This window comes from Lacihabitans lacunae (genome assembly GCF_042649125.1).
GTDB classification, from domain to species: Bacteria; Bacteroidota; Bacteroidia; order Cytophagales; family Spirosomataceae; genus Leadbetterella; species Leadbetterella lacunae.
Genome location: NZ_JBHRYQ010000001.1, coordinates 3,583,776 through 3,605,802, shown reverse-complemented (window position 1 = coordinate 3,605,802; position 22,027 = coordinate 3,583,776). Strand labels below are relative to the sequence as shown.

General features: G+C 36.7%; 19 protein-coding genes. 9 read left to right on the top strand and 10 right to left on the bottom strand.

Annotation, left to right across the window (positions count from 1 at the left end; all coding sequences use genetic code 11):
• Positions 1 to 22: 22 nt before the first annotated feature.
• From prfB to ACFOOI_RS15545, 7 genes are all read right to left on the bottom strand, one after another.
• A protein-coding gene (gene prfB, locus ACFOOI_RS15575) for a peptide chain release factor 2 (RefSeq protein ID WP_379838942.1) occupies positions 23 to 1,100 on the bottom strand; the annotation gives its coding sequence in 2 pieces (ribosomal slippage) (positions 23 to 1,048 and positions 1,050 to 1,100; 1,077 coding nt in all).
• Between the two features lie 166 nt (positions 1,101 to 1,266).
• Entirely contained in the window at positions 1,267 to 2,058 is a 792-nt protein-coding gene (locus ACFOOI_RS15570; RefSeq protein ID WP_379838941.1) for a YegP family protein, read from the bottom strand.
• Positions 2,059 to 2,356: 298 nt separating this feature from the next.
• Entirely contained in the window at positions 2,357 to 2,845 is a 489-nt protein-coding gene (locus ACFOOI_RS15565) for a hypothetical protein (RefSeq protein WP_379838940.1), read from the bottom strand.
• Positions 2,846 to 2,847: 2 nt separating this feature from the next.
• Positions 2,848 to 3,390, bottom strand: coding sequence for a hypothetical protein (locus ACFOOI_RS15560; protein ID WP_379838939.1), 543 nt, complete (start codon positions 3,388 to 3,390; stop codon positions 2,848 to 2,850).
• The gene (locus ACFOOI_RS15555) at positions 3,387 to 5,939 is read right to left on the bottom strand and encodes a hypothetical protein (protein ID WP_379838938.1); all 2,553 of its coding nucleotides are present in this window, start codon (positions 5,937 to 5,939) and stop codon (positions 3,387 to 3,389) included. The genes ACFOOI_RS15560 and ACFOOI_RS15555 overlap by 4 nt, the downstream gene beginning before the upstream one ends.
• Positions 5,940 to 6,074: 135 nt before the next feature.
• A complete protein-coding gene (locus ACFOOI_RS15550; protein WP_379838937.1) occupies positions 6,075 to 6,857 on the bottom strand; it encodes a hypothetical protein in 783 nt (260 codons plus the stop codon).
• Between the two features lie 68 nt (positions 6,858 to 6,925).
• Complete coding sequence (locus ACFOOI_RS15545; RefSeq protein ID WP_379838936.1) at positions 6,926 to 7,495, bottom strand: hypothetical protein; 570 nt, start codon at positions 7,493 to 7,495, stop codon at positions 6,926 to 6,928.
• A 358-nt stretch (positions 7,496 to 7,853) separates the two neighbouring features.
• Between ACFOOI_RS15545 and ACFOOI_RS15540 the strand changes: the two genes are divergently transcribed.
• The 3 genes from ACFOOI_RS15540 to ACFOOI_RS15530 are packed head-to-tail and all read left to right on the top strand — an operon-like array spanning position 7,854 to position 11,385.
• On the top strand, positions 7,854 to 8,429 hold the full coding sequence (locus ACFOOI_RS15540) for a precorrin-2 dehydrogenase/sirohydrochlorin ferrochelatase family protein (RefSeq protein WP_379838935.1): 576 nt from the start codon (positions 7,854 to 7,856) through the stop codon (positions 8,427 to 8,429).
• Positions 8,426 to 10,543 carry an outer membrane protein assembly factor BamB family protein gene (locus ACFOOI_RS15535; protein ID WP_379838934.1) on the top strand — a complete coding sequence of 706 codons (2,118 nt, stop codon included), beginning with the start codon at positions 8,426 to 8,428 and terminating at the stop codon, positions 10,541 to 10,543. The genes ACFOOI_RS15540 and ACFOOI_RS15535 overlap by 4 nt, the downstream gene beginning before the upstream one ends.
• 41 nt (positions 10,544 to 10,584) lie before the next feature.
• Positions 10,585 to 11,385: a 2-oxo acid dehydrogenase subunit E2 gene (locus tag ACFOOI_RS15530; RefSeq protein ID WP_379838933.1), complete on the top strand. Its 801-nt coding sequence runs from the start codon at positions 10,585 to 10,587 to the stop codon at positions 11,383 to 11,385.
• 8 nt (positions 11,386 to 11,393) lie between these two features.
• On the opposite strand, the gene ACFOOI_RS15525 is transcribed toward ACFOOI_RS15530, so the two are convergent.
• Both ACFOOI_RS15525 and ACFOOI_RS15520 read right to left on the bottom strand, forming a co-directional pair.
• Positions 11,394 to 12,149 carry an ABC transporter ATP-binding protein gene (locus ACFOOI_RS15525; protein WP_379838932.1) on the bottom strand — a complete coding sequence of 252 codons (756 nt, stop codon included), beginning with the start codon at positions 12,147 to 12,149 and terminating at the stop codon, positions 11,394 to 11,396.
• Positions 12,146 to 12,877 (bottom strand): MlaE family ABC transporter permease, encoded by a 732-nt coding sequence (locus ACFOOI_RS15520; RefSeq protein WP_379838931.1) that lies wholly within the window; start codon positions 12,875 to 12,877, stop codon positions 12,146 to 12,148. The genes ACFOOI_RS15525 and ACFOOI_RS15520 overlap by 4 nt, the downstream gene beginning before the upstream one ends.
• A 204-nt stretch (positions 12,878 to 13,081) precedes the next feature.
• On the opposite strand from ACFOOI_RS15520, the gene ACFOOI_RS15515 reads away from it, so the two are divergent.
• The 5 genes from ACFOOI_RS15515 to moeB all read left to right on the top strand — a co-directional run bounded on the left by ACFOOI_RS15515 (position 13,082) and on the right by moeB (position 19,041).
• Positions 13,082 to 13,792: an SDR family oxidoreductase gene (locus ACFOOI_RS15515; RefSeq protein ID WP_379838930.1), complete on the top strand. Its 711-nt coding sequence runs from the start codon at positions 13,082 to 13,084 to the stop codon at positions 13,790 to 13,792.
• Between the two features lie 72 nt (positions 13,793 to 13,864).
• Positions 13,865 to 14,293, top strand: coding sequence for a DUF5606 family protein (locus ACFOOI_RS15510; protein ID WP_379838929.1), 429 nt, complete (start codon positions 13,865 to 13,867; stop codon positions 14,291 to 14,293).
• A 54-nt stretch (positions 14,294 to 14,347) separates the two neighbouring features.
• Positions 14,348 to 15,022, top strand: coding sequence for a thiamine diphosphokinase (locus ACFOOI_RS15505; protein ID WP_379838928.1), 675 nt, complete (start codon positions 14,348 to 14,350; stop codon positions 15,020 to 15,022).
• Positions 15,023 to 15,397: 375 nt separating this feature from the next.
• On the top strand, positions 15,398 to 17,872 hold the full coding sequence (locus ACFOOI_RS15500; protein WP_379838927.1) for a ribonucleoside-diphosphate reductase subunit alpha: 2,475 nt from the start codon (positions 15,398 to 15,400) through the stop codon (positions 17,870 to 17,872).
• 107 nt (positions 17,873 to 17,979) lie between these two features.
• Complete coding sequence (gene moeB / locus ACFOOI_RS15495; RefSeq protein ID WP_379838926.1) at positions 17,980 to 19,041, top strand: molybdopterin-synthase adenylyltransferase MoeB; 1,062 nt, start codon at positions 17,980 to 17,982, stop codon at positions 19,039 to 19,041.
• On the opposite strand, the gene uxuA is transcribed toward moeB, so the two are convergent.
• On the bottom strand, positions 19,033 to 20,208 hold the full coding sequence (gene uxuA / locus ACFOOI_RS15490) for a mannonate dehydratase (RefSeq protein ID WP_379838925.1): 1,176 nt from the start codon (positions 20,206 to 20,208) through the stop codon (positions 19,033 to 19,035). The genes moeB and uxuA overlap by 9 nt on opposite strands.
• Before the next feature lie 180 nt (positions 20,209 to 20,388).
• Here uxuA and purH point away from each other — a divergent pair, with 180 nt between their 5' ends.
• Positions 20,389 to 21,903, top strand: a complete 1,515-nt coding sequence (purH, locus tag ACFOOI_RS15485; RefSeq protein ID WP_379838924.1) for a bifunctional phosphoribosylaminoimidazolecarboxamide formyltransferase/IMP cyclohydrolase — start codon at positions 20,389 to 20,391, stop codon at positions 21,901 to 21,903.
• Positions 21,904 to 22,027: the final 124 nt, after the last annotated feature.

Here is a 22,027-nt window from a genome sequence, read left to right as displayed (position 1 = left end):
ATAAAAATCGTTTTATTTTGACTTAATCCATCATTAAATACGCTTTGATGAAGTCATCTAAGTTACCGTCCATTACAGACTGTATATCTGAGGTTTCGTGGCCAGACCTAGCATCTTTCACTAACTTGTAAGGGTGAAAAACGTAGTTTCTAATCTGCGAGCCCCATTCTATATTTTTCTTGGTAGACTCTATGTCTGCTCTCGCTGCATTTCGTTTTTCCACTTCGATTTGGTACAAACGCGACTTTAACATGTTCATAGCGTGCTCTTTATTGGCCAACTGACTTCTTTCAATCTGACAAACAATCACAATGCCCGAAGGTTTGTGAGTAAGCTGAACTTTGGTTTCTACCTTGTTTACGTTTTGACCACCGGCACCACCCGACCTCGAGGTGTGAAACTCAATGTCGCCTGGGTTAATGTCAATCTCAATAGTATCATCTACCAATGGATACGCATAAACCGATGCAAATGAGGTGTGACGTTTTTTGTTGGCGTCAAAAGGCGAAATTCTTACTAAACGATGAACGCCGTTTTCTGACTTTAAGAAACCGTAAGCCATAGGTCCGTCTATTTGCATAGAAGCCGACTTAATACCCGCTCCGTCTCCGTCTTGCCAGTCTATCTGCGTAACCGAGTATTTGTGTTTTTGTGCCCACATGAGGTACATTCTGTACAACATACTGGCCCAGTCTTGGCTTTCGGTACCACCGGCACCTGAGTTAATCTCGATAATGGCCGAAAACTGATCTTCTTCAGACGAAAGCATTTTTTTAAGCTCCAGTTCTACAATGAGCTCCTCAGCTTTTTTGCCTTCTCTTTTAATTTCTTCCTCGCTTACGTCTCCTGCTTGATAAAACTCATGAAGTGTTTCTAAATCACCCATAATTTCATCGGCGTTTTCGTAGGCCTCTGTCCAGTTTTTTAGGGTCTGAATCTCCTTTACCACTTTTTGTGCATGGTCAGAGTCTGTCCAAAACTCTGGTTGTGCTTGTTGGTTTTCTAAATCTCCGAGTTTTTCTTTTCTACTATCGTAGTCAAAGATACCTCCTCAAAGCCGTCAATCTGGCTCTCAAATCTTTCAACGCTTCTGTTGTCATGATTTCCTAAAATGGTTAATTAATAATTTAAAAAGTCTGCAAAGGTAATTAGAAAAACCTCAAAATGAAAGTGTGGAAATGGCGATCATCATATAAAAATGGTGTCACATCCAAACAAAAAAAGACCAGTAAAACTGGCCTTCAAATATTATTATCGAAAAGAATATCAATACATGGTTCCTATGTATTCTTTTGGCCTACCTCCTGGTGTAGTCACAAAAGCCTCAATAAAGGTTTCGAATTTGTCTGAAATAGCTAACACTTCGTCGTCTTCAAACAAAACTGCATAATAGTCACCGTTTAGGTTTTCAATTTTATAGTTTTCTTCTAACAAAATCGAAGACTCCATTACATCAAATGCATCGTCGCGGTCGTCTTCACTGTCATATGCTTTTGACCTTAAATATAGGGTTGCATCTGGATTTAAAACTCCAAAATAATATTTACGGTCGTTGGTTCTAAACTTTACAAAGCCGGTGATACCGTAGGTGTCATACACACGCTCACGATCTAAATACATATCAACTGGTAAATATCCTTCAAGGCTAAGTAACATTTGCCCCTCTACAAAGTTCGAGGTTTTCTCTTCAGCTGTAGCTGGTGATACTTTTGTTAAGGCTTGCAAAGCTTCGTCTGCTGCTTTTTGAGAAGAATAATCACATGACCTTGCTATTTCTTTGTTGTTTCCGGCTTTTACAATTATGAAATATTTCTTTCCCTCCTTAACTATTTCAACTTTTTTTGAATCCGAAATATTTTTAAGCACAGACTCTAAACCTTTATCTCTACTTTTTTCAGTAGTATACCCCTCACTTCTTAAAGTCACAGAGCCAGTTTCATCCAAAAATGCGAAATAATGCTTTTTGGACTTTTCGTTTAAAAACTTTGAAATACGCTCTTCTGAAATGTCGTGTCCTTGGTAGGATTTGCACGGGAGGTAGTCGTCTTGAATAGCCATGGAGTTTTGTTTAATTTTTATTATTCGAAATAAACCTAAAATCTAGTTAACTAGAAAATGTAACTAATTTAAAATAAATAATTTATCAAGTCCAATATTAAAATTTAAAATAAATTCTTAAAATTTCAATACTACCATTTTTTATTAAAATCTTTAAATTTTTAACCTGAAAACTAAAAACGAATTTGGAAAGATTAAAAGTGTATTTTCGACAAGTAAATGTTAAATAATTGAAGTTTTAAATACTAAAAAATCAGCAAATTATAGAGGGGGAAAATAAGGTAGAATATGGCTCTAATTAAATGTCTATCAATGTAAACATCACAGTTGTAGAGTAGGTGTCTGCCGGAATTAGAACACTTAGTCCTGAAATTTGATATTGAATTCCGATGCCTGAATAGTTTCCCACTCCATTAAAAAACGACTTCGAATTGGGTGTTACTTCTTGAAAAATAGTACCACCCGATATACTTCCAAATATAGTGCCCGAGCCATTTGAGGTGCGTCTTACTTCCAAAGACAAATTAGAATTCCAATTTGAGTCGAACCGATTTACCTCAACCTGCCAATTATTAAACAGAATATTAAAGATTCCTCCCTCTAAAGAAAGTGAAATTGATGTTTGACTACTTGCACTTTGTACTTTTAGACCTGAAGTGTAATCTAAACCTGCATCAGAAATAGTACTTGAAGATACACTCGGATACCATGATCCAACAGTGTTGATATATTGTCCAAATACACTTTGTCCTAAACAAATCAGTAAAAAGATATATAGAATTTTCATACTCAATTATCTATCAGCGTAAACACTAAGCCCAAAGTACCCGAAGTTTCATAGTCAAGAATCCCAACTTGAATCACTTCTAAATAATAACTTAAAGCGTGTCCCACATTTGCCCCATTTCCGGTATATGCTCCACCAATAAGATTAATGATTTTTTGTGGTGTACTAGAAAGTGTAATTTGGCCATTTGAAAAACCCAAAACCCCTCTACCGCCTACACCAGAAGATGCCATCATGCTTAAACGAGTACCTGCGGGTACATTTCCATATTCAATTTGCACTGTAACGTTTCGATATTTTCCAGATTTTACTGCTGAAGTATAGTTTAACCATTTTGCATTAGGGTTTTCAGCTTTTTTATTTAAAAGCCCCGCTTCCGAAGGGGTTGGTAAAGAAATACTTACCACACTATTGTTCGGCTCAATATCTAACAGTGCTATTTCAGGCAATGTTAAACTTAGGCCAACATTGTTATTTGCAACAGTTTGCGAATAGCCAAACTTCGTAGCAAAAATTAGTACATATGTGAAAAATATAATTTTCATATATCAGACAGAATTATCCTTTCTTTTTGGAAATTCACCTTTCTTTTTTTCTCTTCAATTTCAAAAGTAAATAAAGTATCTGAGCCTTTTTGTACTTTTAAGTTAAGACTTGTATTATTTATTGTGAATTGTTTTTTAATATTTTCAGAAACCACCCTTATCTTATACTCCCCTTCTCTTAACTCCGAAAACTGAAATCCTCCCTGCTTATTGGTGGTTGTGATTTTTGAATAGGTATCGTTATATAACTCTACCAATATATTTTCAATACTACTTGGCTCTGATTTTACCATAACCACTTCACCTAGAACTTTCCCCGTATTAATCACATCAAGCTTTACTTCTCTTTTTTCGTTAGGTTTTACTTCTACTAGATATGGCATATTGGCATCTAAAATGTTTCCAAAACCTAAAGTTGACTTGTTTACCCCTAAGAAGTATTTACCTGGTACTAGATCGTTAAACGAAAACCTCCCATCTTTATCCGTCATTACCGACTTCCCATTCATATTTAAAACCACTCCGACTTTTTTCACACCATCTATTCTGCCATTTACGCTCCCCAATCCCCTCTTTTTACGAATTGGCGTGTTTATATTAACAGTATATTTAAGACTTACAAACAGGTTTTTGTCATTAATAGGTGGCGGAATAATCCCATAACTTCCCATCAAACTTAACTCTTGTTTTTTTACTCTTAAGTTTAACGATGCATCAAAAAAACTTTGACTCTGATAGAGTTCATCAGGCGTATAATTATTTCGATAATTTAGATTAAAGCTCAACATATTTTTAATCCTCATTTGTGTACTTACACCATAATACCAAAATATTTTATTGCTTGTAACTGCAGCATATCTTGTAGTATTTAGATTTTCCATAAAGACTGATGCACTGAAATTTTTAGTTGCTTTGTAGCCCACAAGACCCCTAAATCTATAAAAGTCATTATATTTCTGATTGTCAGTTGTTTCTAATAAGTTTAGCGATTTACCCAAGTCTCCATCTAATCTAAAGTTAAAGGCCTTTGAATTATATTCATAAAAATACCTAAATAGCTGTTCTTTATAATGATAACTTTGGATTTTCATTTTGTCTTCCCTGGAACCTGATATCAGAAAGAACCTTACTTTATTTTTTTTATTTATATCTAAGTTTACACTGAAGTTATTGTTGTTTACAAAAGGGGAAACCGTATAATAAAAAGAGTCAAGACTTGGATTTAATTGACTTATGTTTTTTGAAAACCCTAGGGTGATTTTTTTATTTAGATTATAAAAAGTCGAATTGCTTAACTGTAAACTATTGTTGTAAAACCCAAAATAGTTTTTCCCCGTAAAAATAATATTTGTATACATTTTAAACTTTTCTAACTCAAAGTTAGAATTATAAAATGCACCTGCAGAAACTAAATTTCCGGTTTTCGACAAACTCATTTCCATTTTTGCATTGTACCTATTTTTCACTAGGTTTGAAACAAAAGCTAAAAAGTTAGTTGAGTAGTCTGTATCGTTTTCGGTATGGTATTTATGCATATATATCAGCTCTGATTTAAAATTATCAGAGAATGTGTGGGTTAAATTAGCCCCAAATTCGTTTTTTATTGTTTTGATAAAACGAGGTTTTAAGTAAAATGCAGAAATCTCGTTATCTCCAATTTTCCTTTTTATTTGTACTCCCTTAGCAAATCTCGAACTTTCTGTTAACTCTGAAATTTTAAACATTTTGTCTCCTAAATCTACTCGCCAATTACCGGTTTCATATCCTACAAAATACTGATCTATACTTCCGAACCTCGGAATATTAAATCTATTAGGTCCACGTGCAATAAACTCTACCAAATGTTTGTTTTTGCTATCCAAAAAACCTTTCCCATTTATGTCAAAGAAAAACGCACCCATGTTTTCTGAAGAGGAATTAAATTGATTATAAACTAAACTTGCTTGGACTGGAAATCGTTGGTAGGGATCATTTTTAGCGGTAGTAAAAGACATCATAGGGACCGTAAAAACAGTCACAAATGGTTTTTCAAGATCATCTAGTTTGCAACTTAAATCAAAAGAGACAAGCCTAATGTCTTGATTGGAAAGAGGCAGGTCGTTTATAGTACTAACTACAGTACTTTCCCCAGCTAACAATAAAATATTCGTTTTCCCAGAAATCACTCCACTTCTTGAACTGATAGATATTTTCTCAGGGGTGTTTCCCGTATTTTTAACCAAATACTTTATTTCTTCCTGGCTTTTTTGGCTCAGTTTATCGGGTTTCTCAATTGGTATAACCTCTAAAGACCTGTTTTTTTTAAGATTTAAAAATAAATCATATTTTGCGATAACTTGTTCCTTGTTAATTAATTGTATCTCTAAGGAATAGCTACCAAATGGCGTATTTGGATCAACTGAAATTGTAAAAAACAATTTCTTTAATTCGCCGATTTTGAGAGAATCAATGGTAGATGTGTTTGTTAATAGTTTAAAACCCTCTGGCAGTGATATTTTTATAGCCGTTTTTTTTAAATCTTGTGTAGAACCAACAAGATTATAGAACACGACTTTTTTTTCACTGACAGAAATATCAACGATATTATTCTCGTAATTTTGGGTAAAAAACTCCTGAGCAAACAAGATATTTAATTCGCCAAAAAAGAATATAACAATCCATATGAATATTTTTAATCTCAAATTTTAAATTTCTATCTCAAGGTTTACACCTATACTTTCTTCGAGGTAATCGGCCAATAAAACTGCTTGATATTTTCCAGTAGCGAGACCTGCCAAGGGTAATTTAAAGCTCTGACAGTTTTGCGGATATATTTTTTTTGAGGGAACAGTAATATCTTTTACTTTACTCCCTTTACTATCAAATATTTGAATAGTTACATTAGGAAGAATCATAAATACCCCTCCATTATCAATAGAGGCTTCTACCACTTTTTCACCATCTAAATCTTTAGCAAGTTTTACATTCGAAAAAACAAAGTTTTCCGCATTTTTTTGACCAATATTAGTAATCAACTGAACGGCATATCTAACTTTTGAACCTATCTCAAACCCTGAAGAGGATGTTTCCTTTGAAATTGGTTCTACAATTTCAATCATCATCAAAGTCCACATTGACCCACTTTCAAACTTGTTTTTCGTTAAATCTATCTGGTAGGTTAACTCATATTCTTCACCTGGCTGCAAAGTATAGTTAGTAGTTGAAATATTTAAAAATGGATATAAAGACCTTGCGTTTTTACCAGGAACGACATAGCTCATTTCACCTTTACAGTCAGTGCTTAAGTCATTAAAATATACTTTTATTGCTTCTGGTTTATTTCCAATGTTTTTCAAAACTACCTTGCCTTCTTTTTGAGAATGCATAGAAACATCGTGGATTTGGGTCAAACCATTTTGGACTATAACTGCACCAATGCTTTGAAAACTTAGCAGGCAGCTAAATATTATTGTTATTAGGATTTTCATAATGCACTGTTTAAATAATTTCCCTTCCTACTTAATTAGAAAGGGAAATCTATTGAGTTCGCTAATTCTTACTTGTCTGACAATGTATACACCACTGTTAAACTACCGCTTTGATCAAAATCTATTTCACCATAAGCGTCTTTCTTTTGCTGAAGCTTATAAGTCAAATTGTGACCTCTCTTAGGTCCGTTTCCTGTGTATGCACTACCAACTTCAGTAATAATTTTTTGAGGAGCAGTACTTAAAATTAATTCATCCACGGGGCTTCCTACTTTACCTTCTCCTTGACCTGCATCTTTTGCCGCCGCAACTAAAATTTCAATACCAGAAGGTATTGTTCCACTCGTAACTTGTACGGTTACCTCTCTAGTAGGATCCGATTTTTTCCCAACAATAGAAGAATAGTTTATCCAAAGGTCTGTGTTTAATGCCTTTGAAAAGTCTAACGCGTTTCCTGCTTCAATAGGTGCTGTTGCTGCTAATGATATAGCATTTGACTCTCCTGTAGACTCAATGTCTAAGATTGCAACTTCCGGGATTTTAATTTCCAACGTGTGCTTGTCTGTTTTTGTGTCTTGTGCAGTGGCTGCATAACCTGATAAAGCCAATGCTAAAAATGTGATTTTAATCGTTTTCATTAATTTTTATTTTTTGTATTTTTTTAAATAAGTAGTACGTAAATATTGAAGCAATTTTTATGCCAATACATTGAAAATGTAGCCGTTAAATCAGTTATTTTGTTATTGAGCGGCTACAAAAAGCGTTTGAGGAAATCATAATTTTTATTAAAAAAAGACAAAAAAACATTCTATATAATATTAACTTGTTAATACTGTTTGTGACTCAGAGCAACAAAGTATTATTAATAACCTTAAAAAATCTTTCCAGTTTTACTAAATTATTTTTGGGGTATTTACCAAAATCAACTTAAAGCCGTAAAACTCTATTATTTTTACATTTTTGTAGTACCTTAATAATTCAAATTCTATTGATTTTATGAATACACTATTTCCAATTTTTCTAAAAGGAGACTTCCTTAAGTTTTTAATTGTAGGCGGAGGAAACGTAGGCTTAGAAAAACTGGAGGCTTTGCTTAAAAACTCCCCTGAAGCAAAAGTTACCTTGGTGGCACCATTAATAAAAGATGAAATAGTTGAATTAACCAAAACACACTCCATTGACTTGTACTACGAACCCTATTCTGTTGATTTTTTAAAATTCGCCAATGTGGTTATTGCTGGAACAGACAGTTCTGAAGTAAACAAACAAGTGCAACAAGACTGTAAGGCCAACAATATTTTGGTAAACGTGGCCGACACACCTGACCTTTGTGATTTTTATTTAGGTTCGATTGTAAAAAAAGGAGACCTCAAAATTGGAATATCAACCAATGGCAAATCGCCGACTTTCGCCAAAAGATTTAGAGAAATATTGGAAGAAATACTACCTGATAGTTTGCAAGAAACCCTTGATAACCTCCAGAGCATTAGAAATAAACTAAAAGGCGATTTCACGTACAAAGTCAATAAGCTAAACGAGATAACGAGAGAGATGAACAACCCAAAGCCATGAGAAAAAAATACGCCTTAGTAATTAGTCTATTTGCCTTAACTCTATTTACGTCATTGGTTTATTTAAAAAACCTCGATATCACTTTTGGTTCTGAAGATAACTGGGCTGACTACCTTGGCGGACCTGACCGAAACCATTACTCTAAACTCGATCAAATAACTGCCCAAAATGTAAATAAACTTGAAATCGCTTGGGAATACAGCACTCCAGATTCTGGCCAAATGCAAATGAACCCCTTGGTTATTGACGGCGTATTGTATGGAGTTGATGCTAACGTTCAGGCATTTGCACTCAACGCCTCCACAGGTAAAGAAATATGGCGTTTTGGCGACCCAGTGAAAAACGCATCTAGTACAAGCAGAGGGGCTTCCTTTTGGCAAAACAAAGACGAAAAAAGAGTGCTCTTCACAGCTGGAGCAAACCTCTGGGCCTTAGATGCCCTAACCGGAAAACCAATAAAAACTTTTGGAGAAAACGGAAAAGTGGATTTACACATTGGCCTTCCCGAAAACTCTCAAGAAAAATATATCATATCTAACACGCCAGGCACAGTCTTCGAAAACCTCATATACATGCCCGTACGAGTTTCTGAAGGTGATGATGCAGCCATAGGTGACCTTAGGGCTTTTGATGTTATATCAGGCAAGTTGGTTTGGACTTTTCACACAATCCCTCACCCGGGCGAGTATGGATACAAAACGTTTCCGCCTGATGCATATAAAAACGAAAGTATAGGAGCTGTAAATAACTGGGCAGGAATGTCGGTTGATATTAAAACGGGTATTTTATATGTTCCAACAGGATCAGCCGCCTACGATTTTTATGGAGGCAACAGGCCGGGCAAAAATCTATTTGCCAACACGCTGATAGCCTTAGACGCCCGAACTGGTAAACGTATTTGGCATTACCAAACCATACATCATGACATTTGGGACAGAGACTTGCCTGCCCCACCAAACTTAATTTCGATTTCGAAAGGAGGAAAAAAAATAGATGCGGTGGCACAAGTTACCAAGCATGGTTATGTGTTTATTTTTGATAGAAAGATAGGGAAACCAGTTTTTCCTATCAAAGAAGTAAAGGTTCCAAAATCAATGCTTCCTGGAGAAAAAACCAACAAGACCCAACCTTTGCCTAAACTCCCTCTTCCATTTGCAAGGCAGTCTAATCAATTAACCGAAAACGACATCAGCCCATACGCTCAAAATAGAGCTGAATTAATAAAAAAATTTATCTCATTTAAAAGAGAGCAATTTGACCCACCAAGCGAACAAGGCACACTAATTATGCCCGGATTTGACGGTGGGCCAGAATGGGGCGGAGCGGCAATAGACCCCGAAGGCGTGATGTATGTAAATGCCAACGAAATGGCGTGGATCATTGACATGAAAAAAACTGAAGCAAAGGCATCTAATGGTCCATTGGGTGAGCAAACGTACACAAATTACTGCCAAGCCTGCCACGGCAAAGACCGAGAAGGAAACAAACAAAGCGGATACCCTTCGCTAGTAAAAGCAATTCAAAAATATGACAAAAAGAAAATTTTTGACATAATAAATAGCGGCAGGGGCATGATGCCGGGCTTTGCTTACGTAAAAGACATAGAAAAACAAGCCCTTATTCAGTTTTTGTTTAATGAAGAGAAAAAGGAAATGACCAGTAATTACGTAAATACAAAATATGTTTCGCCTTATAAAATGCAAGGCTATACAAAATTTTTAGATGACAGGGGCCTCCCGGCTATTGCACCACCTTGGGGCACCCTAAATGCCATTGACCTTAATACAGGAGCACTGAAATGGAAAATAGTCTTGGGAGATGAACCACTTCTGAAAAAAGAAGGCATTACAGGAACGGGAAGCGAAAACTACGGCGGACCGATAGTAACCGCAGGAAAACTGGTATTTATAGCTGCGACTAAAGATGCAAAAATCAGAGCATTCGATAAGGAAACAGGAAAAATGGTTTGGGAGCATGATTTGCCAGCGGCGGCATTTGCAACACCAGCTACTTACAAACTGAACGGCAAACAATATGTAGTGGTAGCCTGCGGCGGCACAAAACTGGGAACCCCAAAAGGAAACAAGATTGTGGCTTTTGCTTTACCAAACTAAAAAAATAACGCATTTTTGTTTTTTGAACGAAAACCTTTTCAATGAAATACGATTTCAATACGGCTTGGAGAAAAACGGCCTCGACTATTTATAAAAAACCAAACGACTCAAAAATTTTTGGCTCTGTAGATGTTGATATTACGGACTTAGAAGCCTATATCACTCAAAAAAGAAAAGAAGGCCTGAAAGTAACCTTGACCCACTTTTTCCTTTTGGCTACAGCCAGAGCCATAAAAGAAGCCGTACCTGAGCTAAACACCTACGTAAAACGAGGAAACATTTATAGTTATGACGAAATAGACACCACAGTTAGTGTGCTGCTTCCAAGCGGAGACATGGGCTCGGTAAAAGTGCATAAAGTAGACACTTTAACTCTCGAAGAGTCCGTACGGATTTTGTCTGATTTAATCCAAAACACAAAAAAAGGGGACGAAAACACCACCATGAAAATGAAAGATAAACTTTCTACATTTCCGTGGCCAATAAGAAATTGGATTTATAAAATAATAAAAACAATTACCACTGACTGGGGCATTTCGCTTCCAATTATTAATGTAGACTCCAACTCTTTTGGTTCTTTTATATTGTCAAATATTGGCACACTCGGCTTAGATAATGGATACCCGGCACTTTTGCCTACTGCTAACATTTCGTTTGTGTTGTTGCTCGGTGGAGTTTCTAAAAGACCTTGGGTGGTAAATGATGAGATTGTGGTCAGAAGGGTAATGACCCTAAGTGCAGCCCTAGACCACAGAGTGGTAGATGCCTCTCACGCGGGTAAGCTTTTTAAGTACTTTAAGAAAATGATTAACAATCCCGAATTGCTAGAGAAACCTTTGTAATAAAGCTTTTAGTGAAATTCCCCTCTAAGTTTTTTAAGGGCGTGGTTTGAAAATACAAACTCATCTATTTCTTTGAGCTTAGCTGTCATAATTGCGTTACTATCGCCTTCCCAGATTTTTTTGCCTTTGTACAAAAACTTGATGTTGTCGCCTATGCTTAACACCGAGTTCATATCGTGGGTTATAATAACCGTAGTGATCTGAAAATCATCTGTAAGCTCTTTTATAAGCTCATCTATTTTAATTGAAGTCAACGGGTCTAAACCTGAGTTTGGCTCATCACAAAAAAGATATTTAGGGTTCATCACGATAGCACGTGCTATTCCCACTCTTTTTTTCATACCACCAGATATTTCAGAAGGCATTCTTTTGCCGGTTCCGTCTAGACCAACTTTGTGAAGACAAAAATCAACCCTATCTCTTTTTTCGCTTTCAGACATATCGGTGAGCATGTCTAAAGGAAATTTTATATTATCGTTTACCGTTTTCGAATCAAACAAAGCTCCTCCTTGAAAAAGGACACCCATTTCTCTTCTTATTTCTTTTCTTTCATTTTCTGATATTCCCAAAAACTCACGGCCATCGTAAAGCACTGAGCCATTTTCTGGCGTTACCAAATCAAGCATACACTTAAGTAGCACACTTTTACCGGTGCCACTCGCACCAATCACAAGGCTGGTTTCTCCTTTTTTAAAAACACCTGAAATACCGTCGAGAACAACCTTACCATTGAAGGCCTTGCTAATATTTTTTATTTCTATCATGTCAACAATTCAGCTAGTAAATAATCTGCTACCAAAACCGCAATACAGCTATTGGTAACGGCAGAGGTAGATGCTCTACCAACCTCAAAAGCCCCTCCACTTGTGTTGTAGCCTTTGTAGGCAGAAATAGTGGCAATCAGAAAACCAAAAACAGAAGACTTGATTAAGGCAATCACCAAATTAAAAGGTATAAACGAAAAGCGAATTCCATAAATATATTGCTCAGGTGTAAGTATTCCGGTCATGGTTCCAGCCAAATACCCACCAAAGATCCCAAGAAACCCAGAAAATATAGCGAGAATAGGAAACGTAATAGTAGCGGCCAATACCTTTGGCAAAACCAAGTAAGAAGCCGAGTTTATTCCCATCACTTCGAGGGCATCTATTTGCTCTGTAATTCGCATGGTTCCTAACTCACCAGCTATGTTTGAGCCAACTTTCCCTGCCAATACTACACACATAAACGTAGAAGAGAGCTCCAGAAGCGTCATGTCTCTTACAATATTGCTCACTACATAGTTAGGAATGATAGGACTCACCAAGTTGGCGTAGGTTTGCACACAAGTAACCGCACCAATAAACAATGCCACAATAGATATGATAATAACCGACCCTATCCCTATCGTGACGCATTCATCAATAAACCTCTTCCAATACACCTTAGAAGATTCCCTTCTAGTGAAAAGGTTATTTATGAAAATAAAAAAATTACCTAGAATTGTAAGCATATATTTCCAGAATTAATCAAAAACAAAGGTAAGCATTAAGCCTTATTTTAAGACTGAATACATTCTTTAATTCGAAAAAAACAAATTCAAGATGAAAGATTCCTAATTTTGTTCCAAATAAATATTTAAACATCTAAAAGTTTAATACGTTCTTTTCTAAACGTGTTTTTTTTTAAACTTCTAAAATATTCAACATCAAAAACTATGCGAGAAAATGGATTAGTGGTAATATCTGGTGCCACAAAAGGAATAGGAAGGGCAATTGCCGAAAAATTTGCGAGCCAAAATTACCCAATAGCAGTTTGTGCTAGAAATGAAAACGACCTCGAAGAAGTAAAGTCTTTGATAGTAAACAAATATAAGGTCAAGTGTTTTACCAAGAAAATAGACATGAGCGTCAAATCTGAAGTGCTTGAATTTGGAAAAGCCATTGAGGAGCTCAACATGCCGGTTTCGGTTTTGGTGAATAATGCCGGTGTGTTTATGCCCGGAAAAATTATTGATGAGCCCGAAGGTGCTTTGGAAACTCAAATAGACACGAATTTATACAGTGCCTATTATCTTACGAGGTCGCTTTTGCCTTTAATTTTAAAAAGTGACAATGCCCATATTTTTAATGTGTGCTCCATAGCCAGTCTCATGGCTTATCCTAACAGTAGCTCATACAGTATCTCAAAATTTGCGATGCTAGGCTTCAGCAAAAGCCTAAGAGAAGAACTTAAGCAGTTTAAAGTCAAAGTAACCTCGCTTATGCCTGGGGCAACCTATACCAGCAGCTGGGCAGGAGTAGACTTACCTGAAGATAGATTTATGAAAGCCGACGATGTAGCAGATATCATTTGGGCGTCATATAATTTATCGCCGCAGGCTGTCGTTGAAGAAATAGTCCTGAGGCCAATCGAGGGCGATTTATAAAGGTTTAGAAACATTTTAAACAATCAAAGCATATTTTTTAACTAATTTTGCATCTTATTTTTTAAAAATCATATGGAATTATTACAAGAAGTAGCCAATATATCTGGCAAAGCAGGACTATACCGCATCATAAAACCGAGCAGAGCGGGAGTTATAGTAGAAACACTTGACGAAAGCAAAAAACGCGAAATGGTAAGTGCAAACGCTAAAGTTTCGGTTTTAAAAGAAATATCAATCTATACCGAAGACATTAACCATTCGGTTCCATTGGGTGATATTTTTATGACCTTAAAAGAAAAATATGCAGATAAAGTTGAGATAGACCCAAAGTCAGCAAGCCCAAAAGAGCTTTTTGAGTTTTTCGCAACCGTGTTACCTGACTTTGATAAAGACAGAGTATATCCTACTGACATTAAAAAAATCATCAATTGGTATAAAATCCTTTTTGCCAATCTACCCGAAGCTTTCGAAGTACAAGCTGAAGCTGAAGAAAAAGAATAAAACCAATGCCCGCATTTTAACCTAAATTGCGGGCTTTTTATATCCTCCCTATTTATGTCTTCTCATCATATTGTCAAAGAAAAACAAGAGCCTGCACTTATTATTGCCAACGGTGAATCTTGCAGCTTTAGCCTTCTCGAAGAGCTACTTGAGTGGAGCCCGTTTGTAGTAGTTTTAGACGGTGCACTTGATAGAGTATTGGAGCTTGGGATTAAAGTAGACGTGCTTTTAGGTGACTTCGACAGAAACGCCCACGACCTTGACGATATTAGAAAAAGACAATTTCCGATTGAAATAGTTCACACCCCTGACCAAGATAAAACCGACCTCGAAAAAGCCATCGACTTCCTTATAGAAAGAGGGTTTCCTGCAGCAAATATCGTATGGGCCACCGGCAGACGAGCTGACCACAATTTTTCTAATATTTGTATCCTAGGACGCTACCCAAATACCATAAAACTTAAGATGCTAGACGACTACTCTACTATCTACCGAATAGCCCCATTACCTGATGTATTTTCGAAATGGTTTTTAGCAAAAACTCCCGTGTCTTTGATACCCCTATATGAGGCAACCGAAATCACTACTTCGAACCTCAAATACCCCCTTAAAAAAGGTGATTTAAAAATCGGTTTCCGCCTTGGCAATAGCAATGAGGCACTTTCTGATGGAATTGTGGAAATTTCATACGTCTCGGGCACACTGTTGATAATGGAATGTAACGATTAATAATGAAGAGGTTAGATGTGGATAAGTGAAAAAATAAATTTGTTATTATAAAAACTTGTCCTATTTTTGTTTGTCCCTAAGACTTAACCCAAAGAACCTTCGCCATAGCTCTATTTTTTTAGAGTTTCGCATTTTAATTGTGGATAACTTTTAGTTTAGTATTATTTAGGGATTCTATTTTTTTAAAATATTGATAATAAGCATGTATTAAAAACTAGCTTTCGGAACAATTTGAATAATCTATTTTTCCAAGCTTTTTCAAGGTTTTTTTCCATTCTTTTTTTCTATAATTTTGAAAACTCTAGATACTTTGAATATTATTTGTACTGGAATTGAATCTTGAATTTATATACACCTCTTACTGAAAAAAAACATATGTACGTTATCAAAAGAGACGGTCGACGTGAGTCGGTTAAGTTTGACAAAGTGACCGCAAGAATAGAAAGACTTTGCTATGGACTAGACCCCGTTTTTGTACAACCCGTAGAAGTTGCCATGAAAGTAGTTTCAGGTATATATGACGGCGTTACTACATCTGAGCTAGACAACTTGGCCGCTGAGACAGCAGCCTCTATGACTACCAAGCATCCTGACTATGCAACCCTAGCAGCTCGAATAGCCATTTCCAACTTACATAAAAACACATTGAAGTCGTTTTCAGGAACAATGAAAATGTTGTATCAATATGTAGATCCTAAAACAGGAGAAAACGCTTCGTTGATAGCAAAAGACGTTTGGAAAACTATTCAGGCAAATGCAGCTCTTTTAGACTCATCGATCATCTACGATAGAGATTTCGGGTATGATTATTTTGGTTATAAAACTTTAGAAAAATCTTATCTATTAAAATTAAACAACAAAATAGTAGAAAGACCTCAGCACATGCTTATGCGAGTAGCTGTAGGTATTCACGGAGAAAATATTGAAAAAGCAGTAGAAACTTATAACCTACTTTCTGAAAAGTGGTTTACACATGCTACTCCTACGCTATTTAACGCAGGTACACCTAAGCCCCAATTGTCTTCATGTTTCTTATTAACTATGAAAGATGATAGTATTGACGGCATTTACGATACCTTAAAGCAAACCGCAAGAATCTCGCAGTCTGCCGGAGGTATTGGGCTTTCGATTCACAACGTAAGAGCTACAGGAAGCTATATCAAAGGCACTAATGGTACTTCAAATGGTATAGTGCCAATGCTAAGGGTATTTAACGACACTGCTAGATACGTAGATCAAGGCGGCGGTAAACGTAAAGGCTCTTTCGCTATATATTTAGAGCCTTGGCATGCAGATATTTTTGAATTCCTTGAGTTAAAGCGTAATCACGGAAAAGAAGAAGCAAGAGCAAGAGACTTATTCTATGCTATGTGGATTCCGGATTTGTTTATGAAACGGGTAGAAGCAAACAGCACTTGGTCGCTATTCTGCCCTCACGAATGCCCAGGAATGGCAGATTGCCATGGAGACGAGTTTGAGAGACTTTATGAGAAATACGAATCAGAAGGAAAAGCTAGAAAAACAATTCAAGCACAAGAACTTTGGTTTGCAATTTTAGAATCTCAAGTGGAAACGGGTACGCCGTACATTTTATATAAAGACGCTGCCAACAAAAAGTCAAACCAGAAAAATCTAGGTACTATTAAGTCTTCCAACTTGTGTACCGAAATAATGGAATACACTGCTCCTGACGAAGTGGCGGTTTGTAATCTTGCATCTATTGCCCTTCCTAAGTTTGTAAATGTAAACGAAGCAGGAATAGAAGATGGGTTTGATTTCCAAAATCTGTATAAAATCACGAAGGTTATTACTCGTAACCTGAATAAGATTATTGACGTAAACTATTATCCAGTACCAGAAGCTGAGAAAAGCAACAAGCGTCACAGACCTATCGGTATTGGTATTCAAGGACTAGCAGACGCATTTATCATGCTGAAGATGCCTTTTGAATCAGCAGCTGCTCAAAAACTGAATAAAGATATATTTGAAACTATCTACTTTGCAGCCATGGAAGCTTCTATGGAACTAGCAACAGAAGAAGGTCCATACGAAACATGGGAAGGTTCTCCAATATCACAAGGAATATTCCAGTTTGATATGTGGGGCGTTACGCCAGACTCAGGCCTGTGGGATTGGGAAGGCCTTAGAGCAAAAGTGAAAGAGCATGGAGTAAGAAACTCTCTTCTACTTGCTCCTATGCCTACAGCTTCTACCAGTCAAATACTTGGAAACAACGAATGTTTTGAGCCTTATACATCTAATATTTATACCAGAAGAGTATTGTCAGGTGAGTTTGTAATATTAAACAAACACTTACTAAGAGATTTAATAAAGATTGGTCTTTGGAACGACGGAATGAAAAACAAACTGATTGCAGCCAATGGTTCGGTACAAAACATCAGCGAAATTCCAGCCGATTTAAAAGAACTATACAAAACAGCATGGGAAATAAAGCAAAAATCTATTATTGATATGTCTGCAGACCGTGGTGCGTTTATTTGCCAAAGTCAGTCACTTAACATATTTATGCTAGACCCTAACTTTGCCAAACTTACCTCTATGCACTTCTATGCTTGGAAAGCGGGTCTTAAAACTGGTATGTATTACCTAAGAACTAAGGCTGCAACTGATGCGGTTAAGTTTACAGTTGACAGACAAGCATTAGCAGAAACAACACCTGTTACAGAAAAAATAGAAGAAAAACCATTGAATTACGAAGCATACGCAAAAGAAAACGAAGCGAAAGCGAAAGCTGCTTCATCTTTTGTGATGAGTGAAGAAGAACAAAAATATGCAGCTATGCAATGCTCATTAGACAACCCAGAAGGTTGCGAAATGTGTGGTTCTTAAAGGATTCCGACTTACTTATTTGCTTATTCTTATAAACATTACCGTCGCACTTTGTGTGGCGGTTTTTTGTTTAAATCAAAACTCAATAATCTAAACTTTCAGAAATAATGAACGCCGAAGATTTAAATAGATATAGCAGACAAATTAAACTTCCTGGTTTTGGAATTTCAGCTCAAGAAAAACTCCAAAAAGCACGCGTACTAATAATAGGATGTGGGGGATTGGGGAGCCCTATTTCACTTTATTTGGCTGCCGCTGGTGTGGGTACGCTTGGTTTAGTAGAGTTTGACAACATTGACCTCAGTAACCTTCAAAGACAAATTATATTTACATCAAACCAAACAGGAGAATCGAAACTAGACGCAACGGTTATTAGATTAAAAGAACTAAACCCAACCATTACTATAGAACCCCATAAAGCCCAAATATCGGCAAAAAATGCCTTAGAAATTATAGATATATACGATGTTGTAGTGGATGGCTCTGACAATTTCCCTACCCGATATTTGATAAATGACGCTTGCGAAATTTTGAACAAACCTTTAGTTTACGGAGCTATATTTCAATATGAAGGCCAAGCAGCCGTATTTAACTTGAACGGATCAGCCACTTACCGAGATATGTTTCCAACCCCTCCTCCACCCGAAATGGCTCCCAACTGTGCAGAATCAGGTGTTTTGGGTTCATTAGCAGGTATTGTTGGGAGTATTCAAGCAAACGAAACCATAAAAATTATCACAGGACTTGGGAAGCCGCTTAGTAATCAATTACTACTTTTGGATACCTTAGAAATGTCTTTTAGGAAAATAAAAATTAAGCCTGATGCCGAAAGACAAAAACCTACCTCACTGATTGACTATGACGTTTTTTGTGGAATCACCTCAAATTCAGAAATAGAAATTAGCCCCGAAGAATTTATTGAAATGAAATCTCAAAACGACTCATTTACACTTATTGATATTAGAGAAGAATACGAACACGAAGCTTTTAACATTGGAGGCATAAACATACCCATGGAAGAAGTTTTAGAGCAAATAGATACATTTTCGGGTAAAATAGTCTTTTACTGTGGCTCTGGCCAAAGGGCTAAAGCAATTGCCAAAAAACTCAGAAAAAGCCACAATGAAGATAGGTTTTACGCCTTAAAAGGCAACCTAAACTTATTTTAGGCCCATTCGTATACCCATTTCCAAACCTCTAATTTCGGCAAGTCCTTTTAGCCTTCCAATTGCCGAATATCCAGGGTATGTTTTTTTATTTAAGTCATCTAACATTTGGTGCCCGTGATCTGGTCGCATGGGTAGAGGACCCGTTATTTTCTCAATCTCCACTATCGCCTTCACCACTTCATACATATCTACATCGCCATCAAGGTGTGCTGCTTCATGAAAATTCTCGGGATCAACTTCTCGTCTGGTTGTACGTAAATGCACAAAATGAATCCTATCACCAAAAGATCTAACCATTTCAGCAAGTGGATTATCTGCCCTAACTCCTAAAGAGCCTGTACAAAATGTAATTCCGTTTGCTTTTACGTTGGAAGCTTCCATTAACTCTTTTAAATCTTGAAAAGTGCTCACCACTCTTGGCAAGCCCAAAAGCGGAAATGGAGGATCATCGGGGTGAATACATAGTTTTATTCCCAAAGAATTCGCAAATGGAGCTATTTCACTTATAAAAAAGAATAAATTCTCTTTTAACTCTTTGGCTCTTATTGCTTTATAATTATCTAGCAAGCCCTGAAAGGTTTCCAATTCAAACGCCTCTTCGGAACCTGGTAACCCCAAAAGTGCCGTATTTTTTAGCGTCTCCAATTCAGGCTGGGTCATTTTAGCAAACTTAGCATTCGCTTGTTCCTTTATTTCGTCGCTGTAGTCTTTTTCTGCATTTGGTCTTTTTAAAATAAATAAATCAAAAATAGCAAAGTCAAGCCAAACAAACCTTAAGGCTTTAGAGCCGTCTGGCATTTCGTAGTTTAAGTTGGTTCTTGACCAATCTAACACCGGCATAAAATTGTAGCAAACCGTAAATATTCCAGCTTTGGCTAAGTTTGCCAGGGACGTTTTATAGTTTTCTATATATAATTTTCGAGTTGGAAGGCCTTTTTTTATGTCTTCATGCACCGGTAAACTTTCCACCACATCCCAAGTTAACTTGGTGTAAGTATCATTGTCTTTTTCGATTATTTTTTTTCTTTCTAAAATCTCGCCAAGCGTCCACACCTGACCAATCGGAATTTGGTGCAAAGCCGAAACCACACCCGAGCAGCCCGACTGGCGAATATCCATTAAAGAAACTGGGTCATTTGGCCCAAACCAACGCATTGTATACTTCATCCTTAATTTTTCTTTGAAATAAAAAGCAAACCTATTTAAAATATATGACTATCAAACACTTAAAATTGACTAATTCTGATAAAATTCTACCCCTGACAAAATAATTTGCAGGCATTTTTAATTAGATTATTGCAGGCAAAGTAATTTAAAACCATTATTTTTGCACCCAAAAAAAGCAATATGTCCAAAAAGATACAATCGGCACTGATTTCGGTCTTCTATAAAGACGGCCTCGATAAAATCGTAAAACTACTTAACGAAAACGGAGTAACGATTTACTCAACAGGTGGAACCCAAAGTTTTATCGAAGATTTAGGAATTCCGGTAACAGCAGTAGAAGACCTTACTTCGTATCCTTCGATTTTCGGAGGAAGAGTAAAGACACTTCACCCGAAAGTATTTGGTGGAATATTGCACCGAAGAGACAACGAAGACGATGTTAAAACTGCTGCTGAATTAGAAATTCCAGCTATCGACTTAGTGATTGTAGACTTGTATCCTTTCGAAGAAACCGTAGCTTCTGGTGCTTCTGAAGACGATATAATCGAAAAAATAGATATTGGTGGTATAGCACTGATTCGTGGTGCTGCCAAAAACTTCCAAGATGTGCTTATCGTTTCTTCAAGAACACAGTACGACGATGTTTACGAAACATTGGCAAGTAAAAACTGCGGAACAGACCTTGAAGACAGAAAGAAATACGCTATGAAGGCCTTTGGAACTAGCTCACACTACGATTCAGCTATCCATGCATATTTTGCTGGAATAGAAGACGGAGGAAACTTTAGAGCAAGTACTCAAACACCACTTAGATACGGCGAAAATCCACATCAATCTGCTGCTTTTTATGGCAACTTAGACGAAATGTTTACCCAATTACATGGCAAAGAGCTTTCGTATAACAACCTAATGGATGTAGATGCCTGTGTAAGGTTAATTGAAGAATTTGAAGACCTAACATTTGTAATAGTTAAGCATAACAATGCCTGCGGCGTGGCTACAGCTCCTACTGCTCACCAGGCATATGTAAATGCACTGGCATGTGACCCCGTTTCAGCATTTGGTGGCGTGATAATTACCAACACAAACGTAGACAAGGCAACAGCAGAAGAGCTTCATAAACTTTTCTTCGAAATTTTAATTGCTCCTTCGTTTGATGACGATGCATTAGAGATTTTGAAAAAGAAAAAAGACAGAAGGCTATTGATCAAAAAAGAAGTTACAACTTCTAAAAAGCAGTTCAAGACCTTATTGAACGGAGTTTTAGAGCAAGACAAAGACCTTTCTACTGAAAAAACTGCTGACTTTAAAGTGGTAACAGAAATCAGCCCAACAGATGATCAAAACAAAGCTTTAGAATTTGCATTGAAAATATGTAAGCACCTGAAATCAAACAATGTGGTTTTAGCTAAAGACGGACAACTACTCGCATGTGGGGTTGGCCAAACTTCAAGAGTAGACGCTCTAAATCAAGCAATTGATAAGGCAAAGCAATTTGGATTTGACCTTGAAGGTTCTGTTATGGCATCAGAGGCGTTTTTCCCGTTCCCTGACTGTGTAGAAATTGCGGGTAAAGTGGGTATAAAAGCAGTGGTGCAACCCGGTGGTTCTATCAAAGACCAACTTTCGATTGACTACTGCAACGAAAACAAAATAGCGATGGTGATGACAGGTGTAAGGCACTTTTTACATTAAAATTTACCAGAAAGTATATCAAGGTCACAAGCTCTCTTGTGACCTTTTTTTGTGTCTAAGCCTAACTTTTGAAACTTTACTTTTCATTAAGGATTTTAGATTAAAATCCTTAATTTGCAAATGT

Coding starts and splice junctions, on each gene's coding strand:
- ACFOOI_RS15560 (WP_379838939.1), bottom strand. CDS start 3,390: ATGAAAATTATATTTTTCACATATGTACTAATTTTTGCTACGAAGTTT.
- ACFOOI_RS15500 (WP_379838927.1), top strand. CDS start 15,398: ATGTACGTTATCAAAAGAGACGGTCGACGTGAGTCGGTTAAGTTTGAC.
- moeB (WP_379838926.1), top strand. CDS start 17,980: ATGAACGCCGAAGATTTAAATAGATATAGCAGACAAATTAAACTTCCT.
- ACFOOI_RS15570 (WP_379838941.1), bottom strand. CDS start 2,058: ATGGCTATTCAAGACGACTACCTCCCGTGCAAATCCTACCAAGGACAC.
- ACFOOI_RS15510 (WP_379838929.1), top strand. CDS start 13,865: ATGGAATTATTACAAGAAGTAGCCAATATATCTGGCAAAGCAGGACTA.
- ACFOOI_RS15535 (WP_379838934.1), top strand. CDS start 8,426: ATGAGAAAAAAATACGCCTTAGTAATTAGTCTATTTGCCTTAACTCTA.
- ACFOOI_RS15540 (WP_379838935.1), top strand. CDS start 7,854: ATGAATACACTATTTCCAATTTTTCTAAAAGGAGACTTCCTTAAGTTT.
- ACFOOI_RS15565 (WP_379838940.1), bottom strand. CDS start 2,845: ATGAAAATTCTATATATCTTTTTACTGATTTGTTTAGGACAAAGTGTA.
- ACFOOI_RS15525 (WP_379838932.1), bottom strand. CDS start 12,149: ATGATAGAAATAAAAAATATTAGCAAGGCCTTCAATGGTAAGGTTGTT.
- ACFOOI_RS15505 (WP_379838928.1), top strand. CDS start 14,348: ATGTCTTCTCATCATATTGTCAAAGAAAAACAAGAGCCTGCACTTATT.
- ACFOOI_RS15545 (WP_379838936.1), bottom strand. CDS start 7,495: ATGAAAACGATTAAAATCACATTTTTAGCATTGGCTTTATCAGGTTAT.
- ACFOOI_RS15530 (WP_379838933.1), top strand. CDS start 10,585: ATGAAATACGATTTCAATACGGCTTGGAGAAAAACGGCCTCGACTATT.
- uxuA (WP_379838925.1), bottom strand. CDS start 20,208: ATGAAGTATACAATGCGTTGGTTTGGGCCAAATGACCCAGTTTCTTTA.
- ACFOOI_RS15550 (WP_379838937.1), bottom strand. CDS start 6,857: ATGAAAATCCTAATAACAATAATATTTAGCTGCCTGCTAAGTTTTCAA.
- ACFOOI_RS15515 (WP_379838930.1), top strand. CDS start 13,082: ATGCGAGAAAATGGATTAGTGGTAATATCTGGTGCCACAAAAGGAATA.
- purH (WP_379838924.1), top strand. CDS start 20,389: ATGTCCAAAAAGATACAATCGGCACTGATTTCGGTCTTCTATAAAGAC.
- ACFOOI_RS15520 (WP_379838931.1), bottom strand. CDS start 12,877: ATGCTTACAATTCTAGGTAATTTTTTTATTTTCATAAATAACCTTTTC.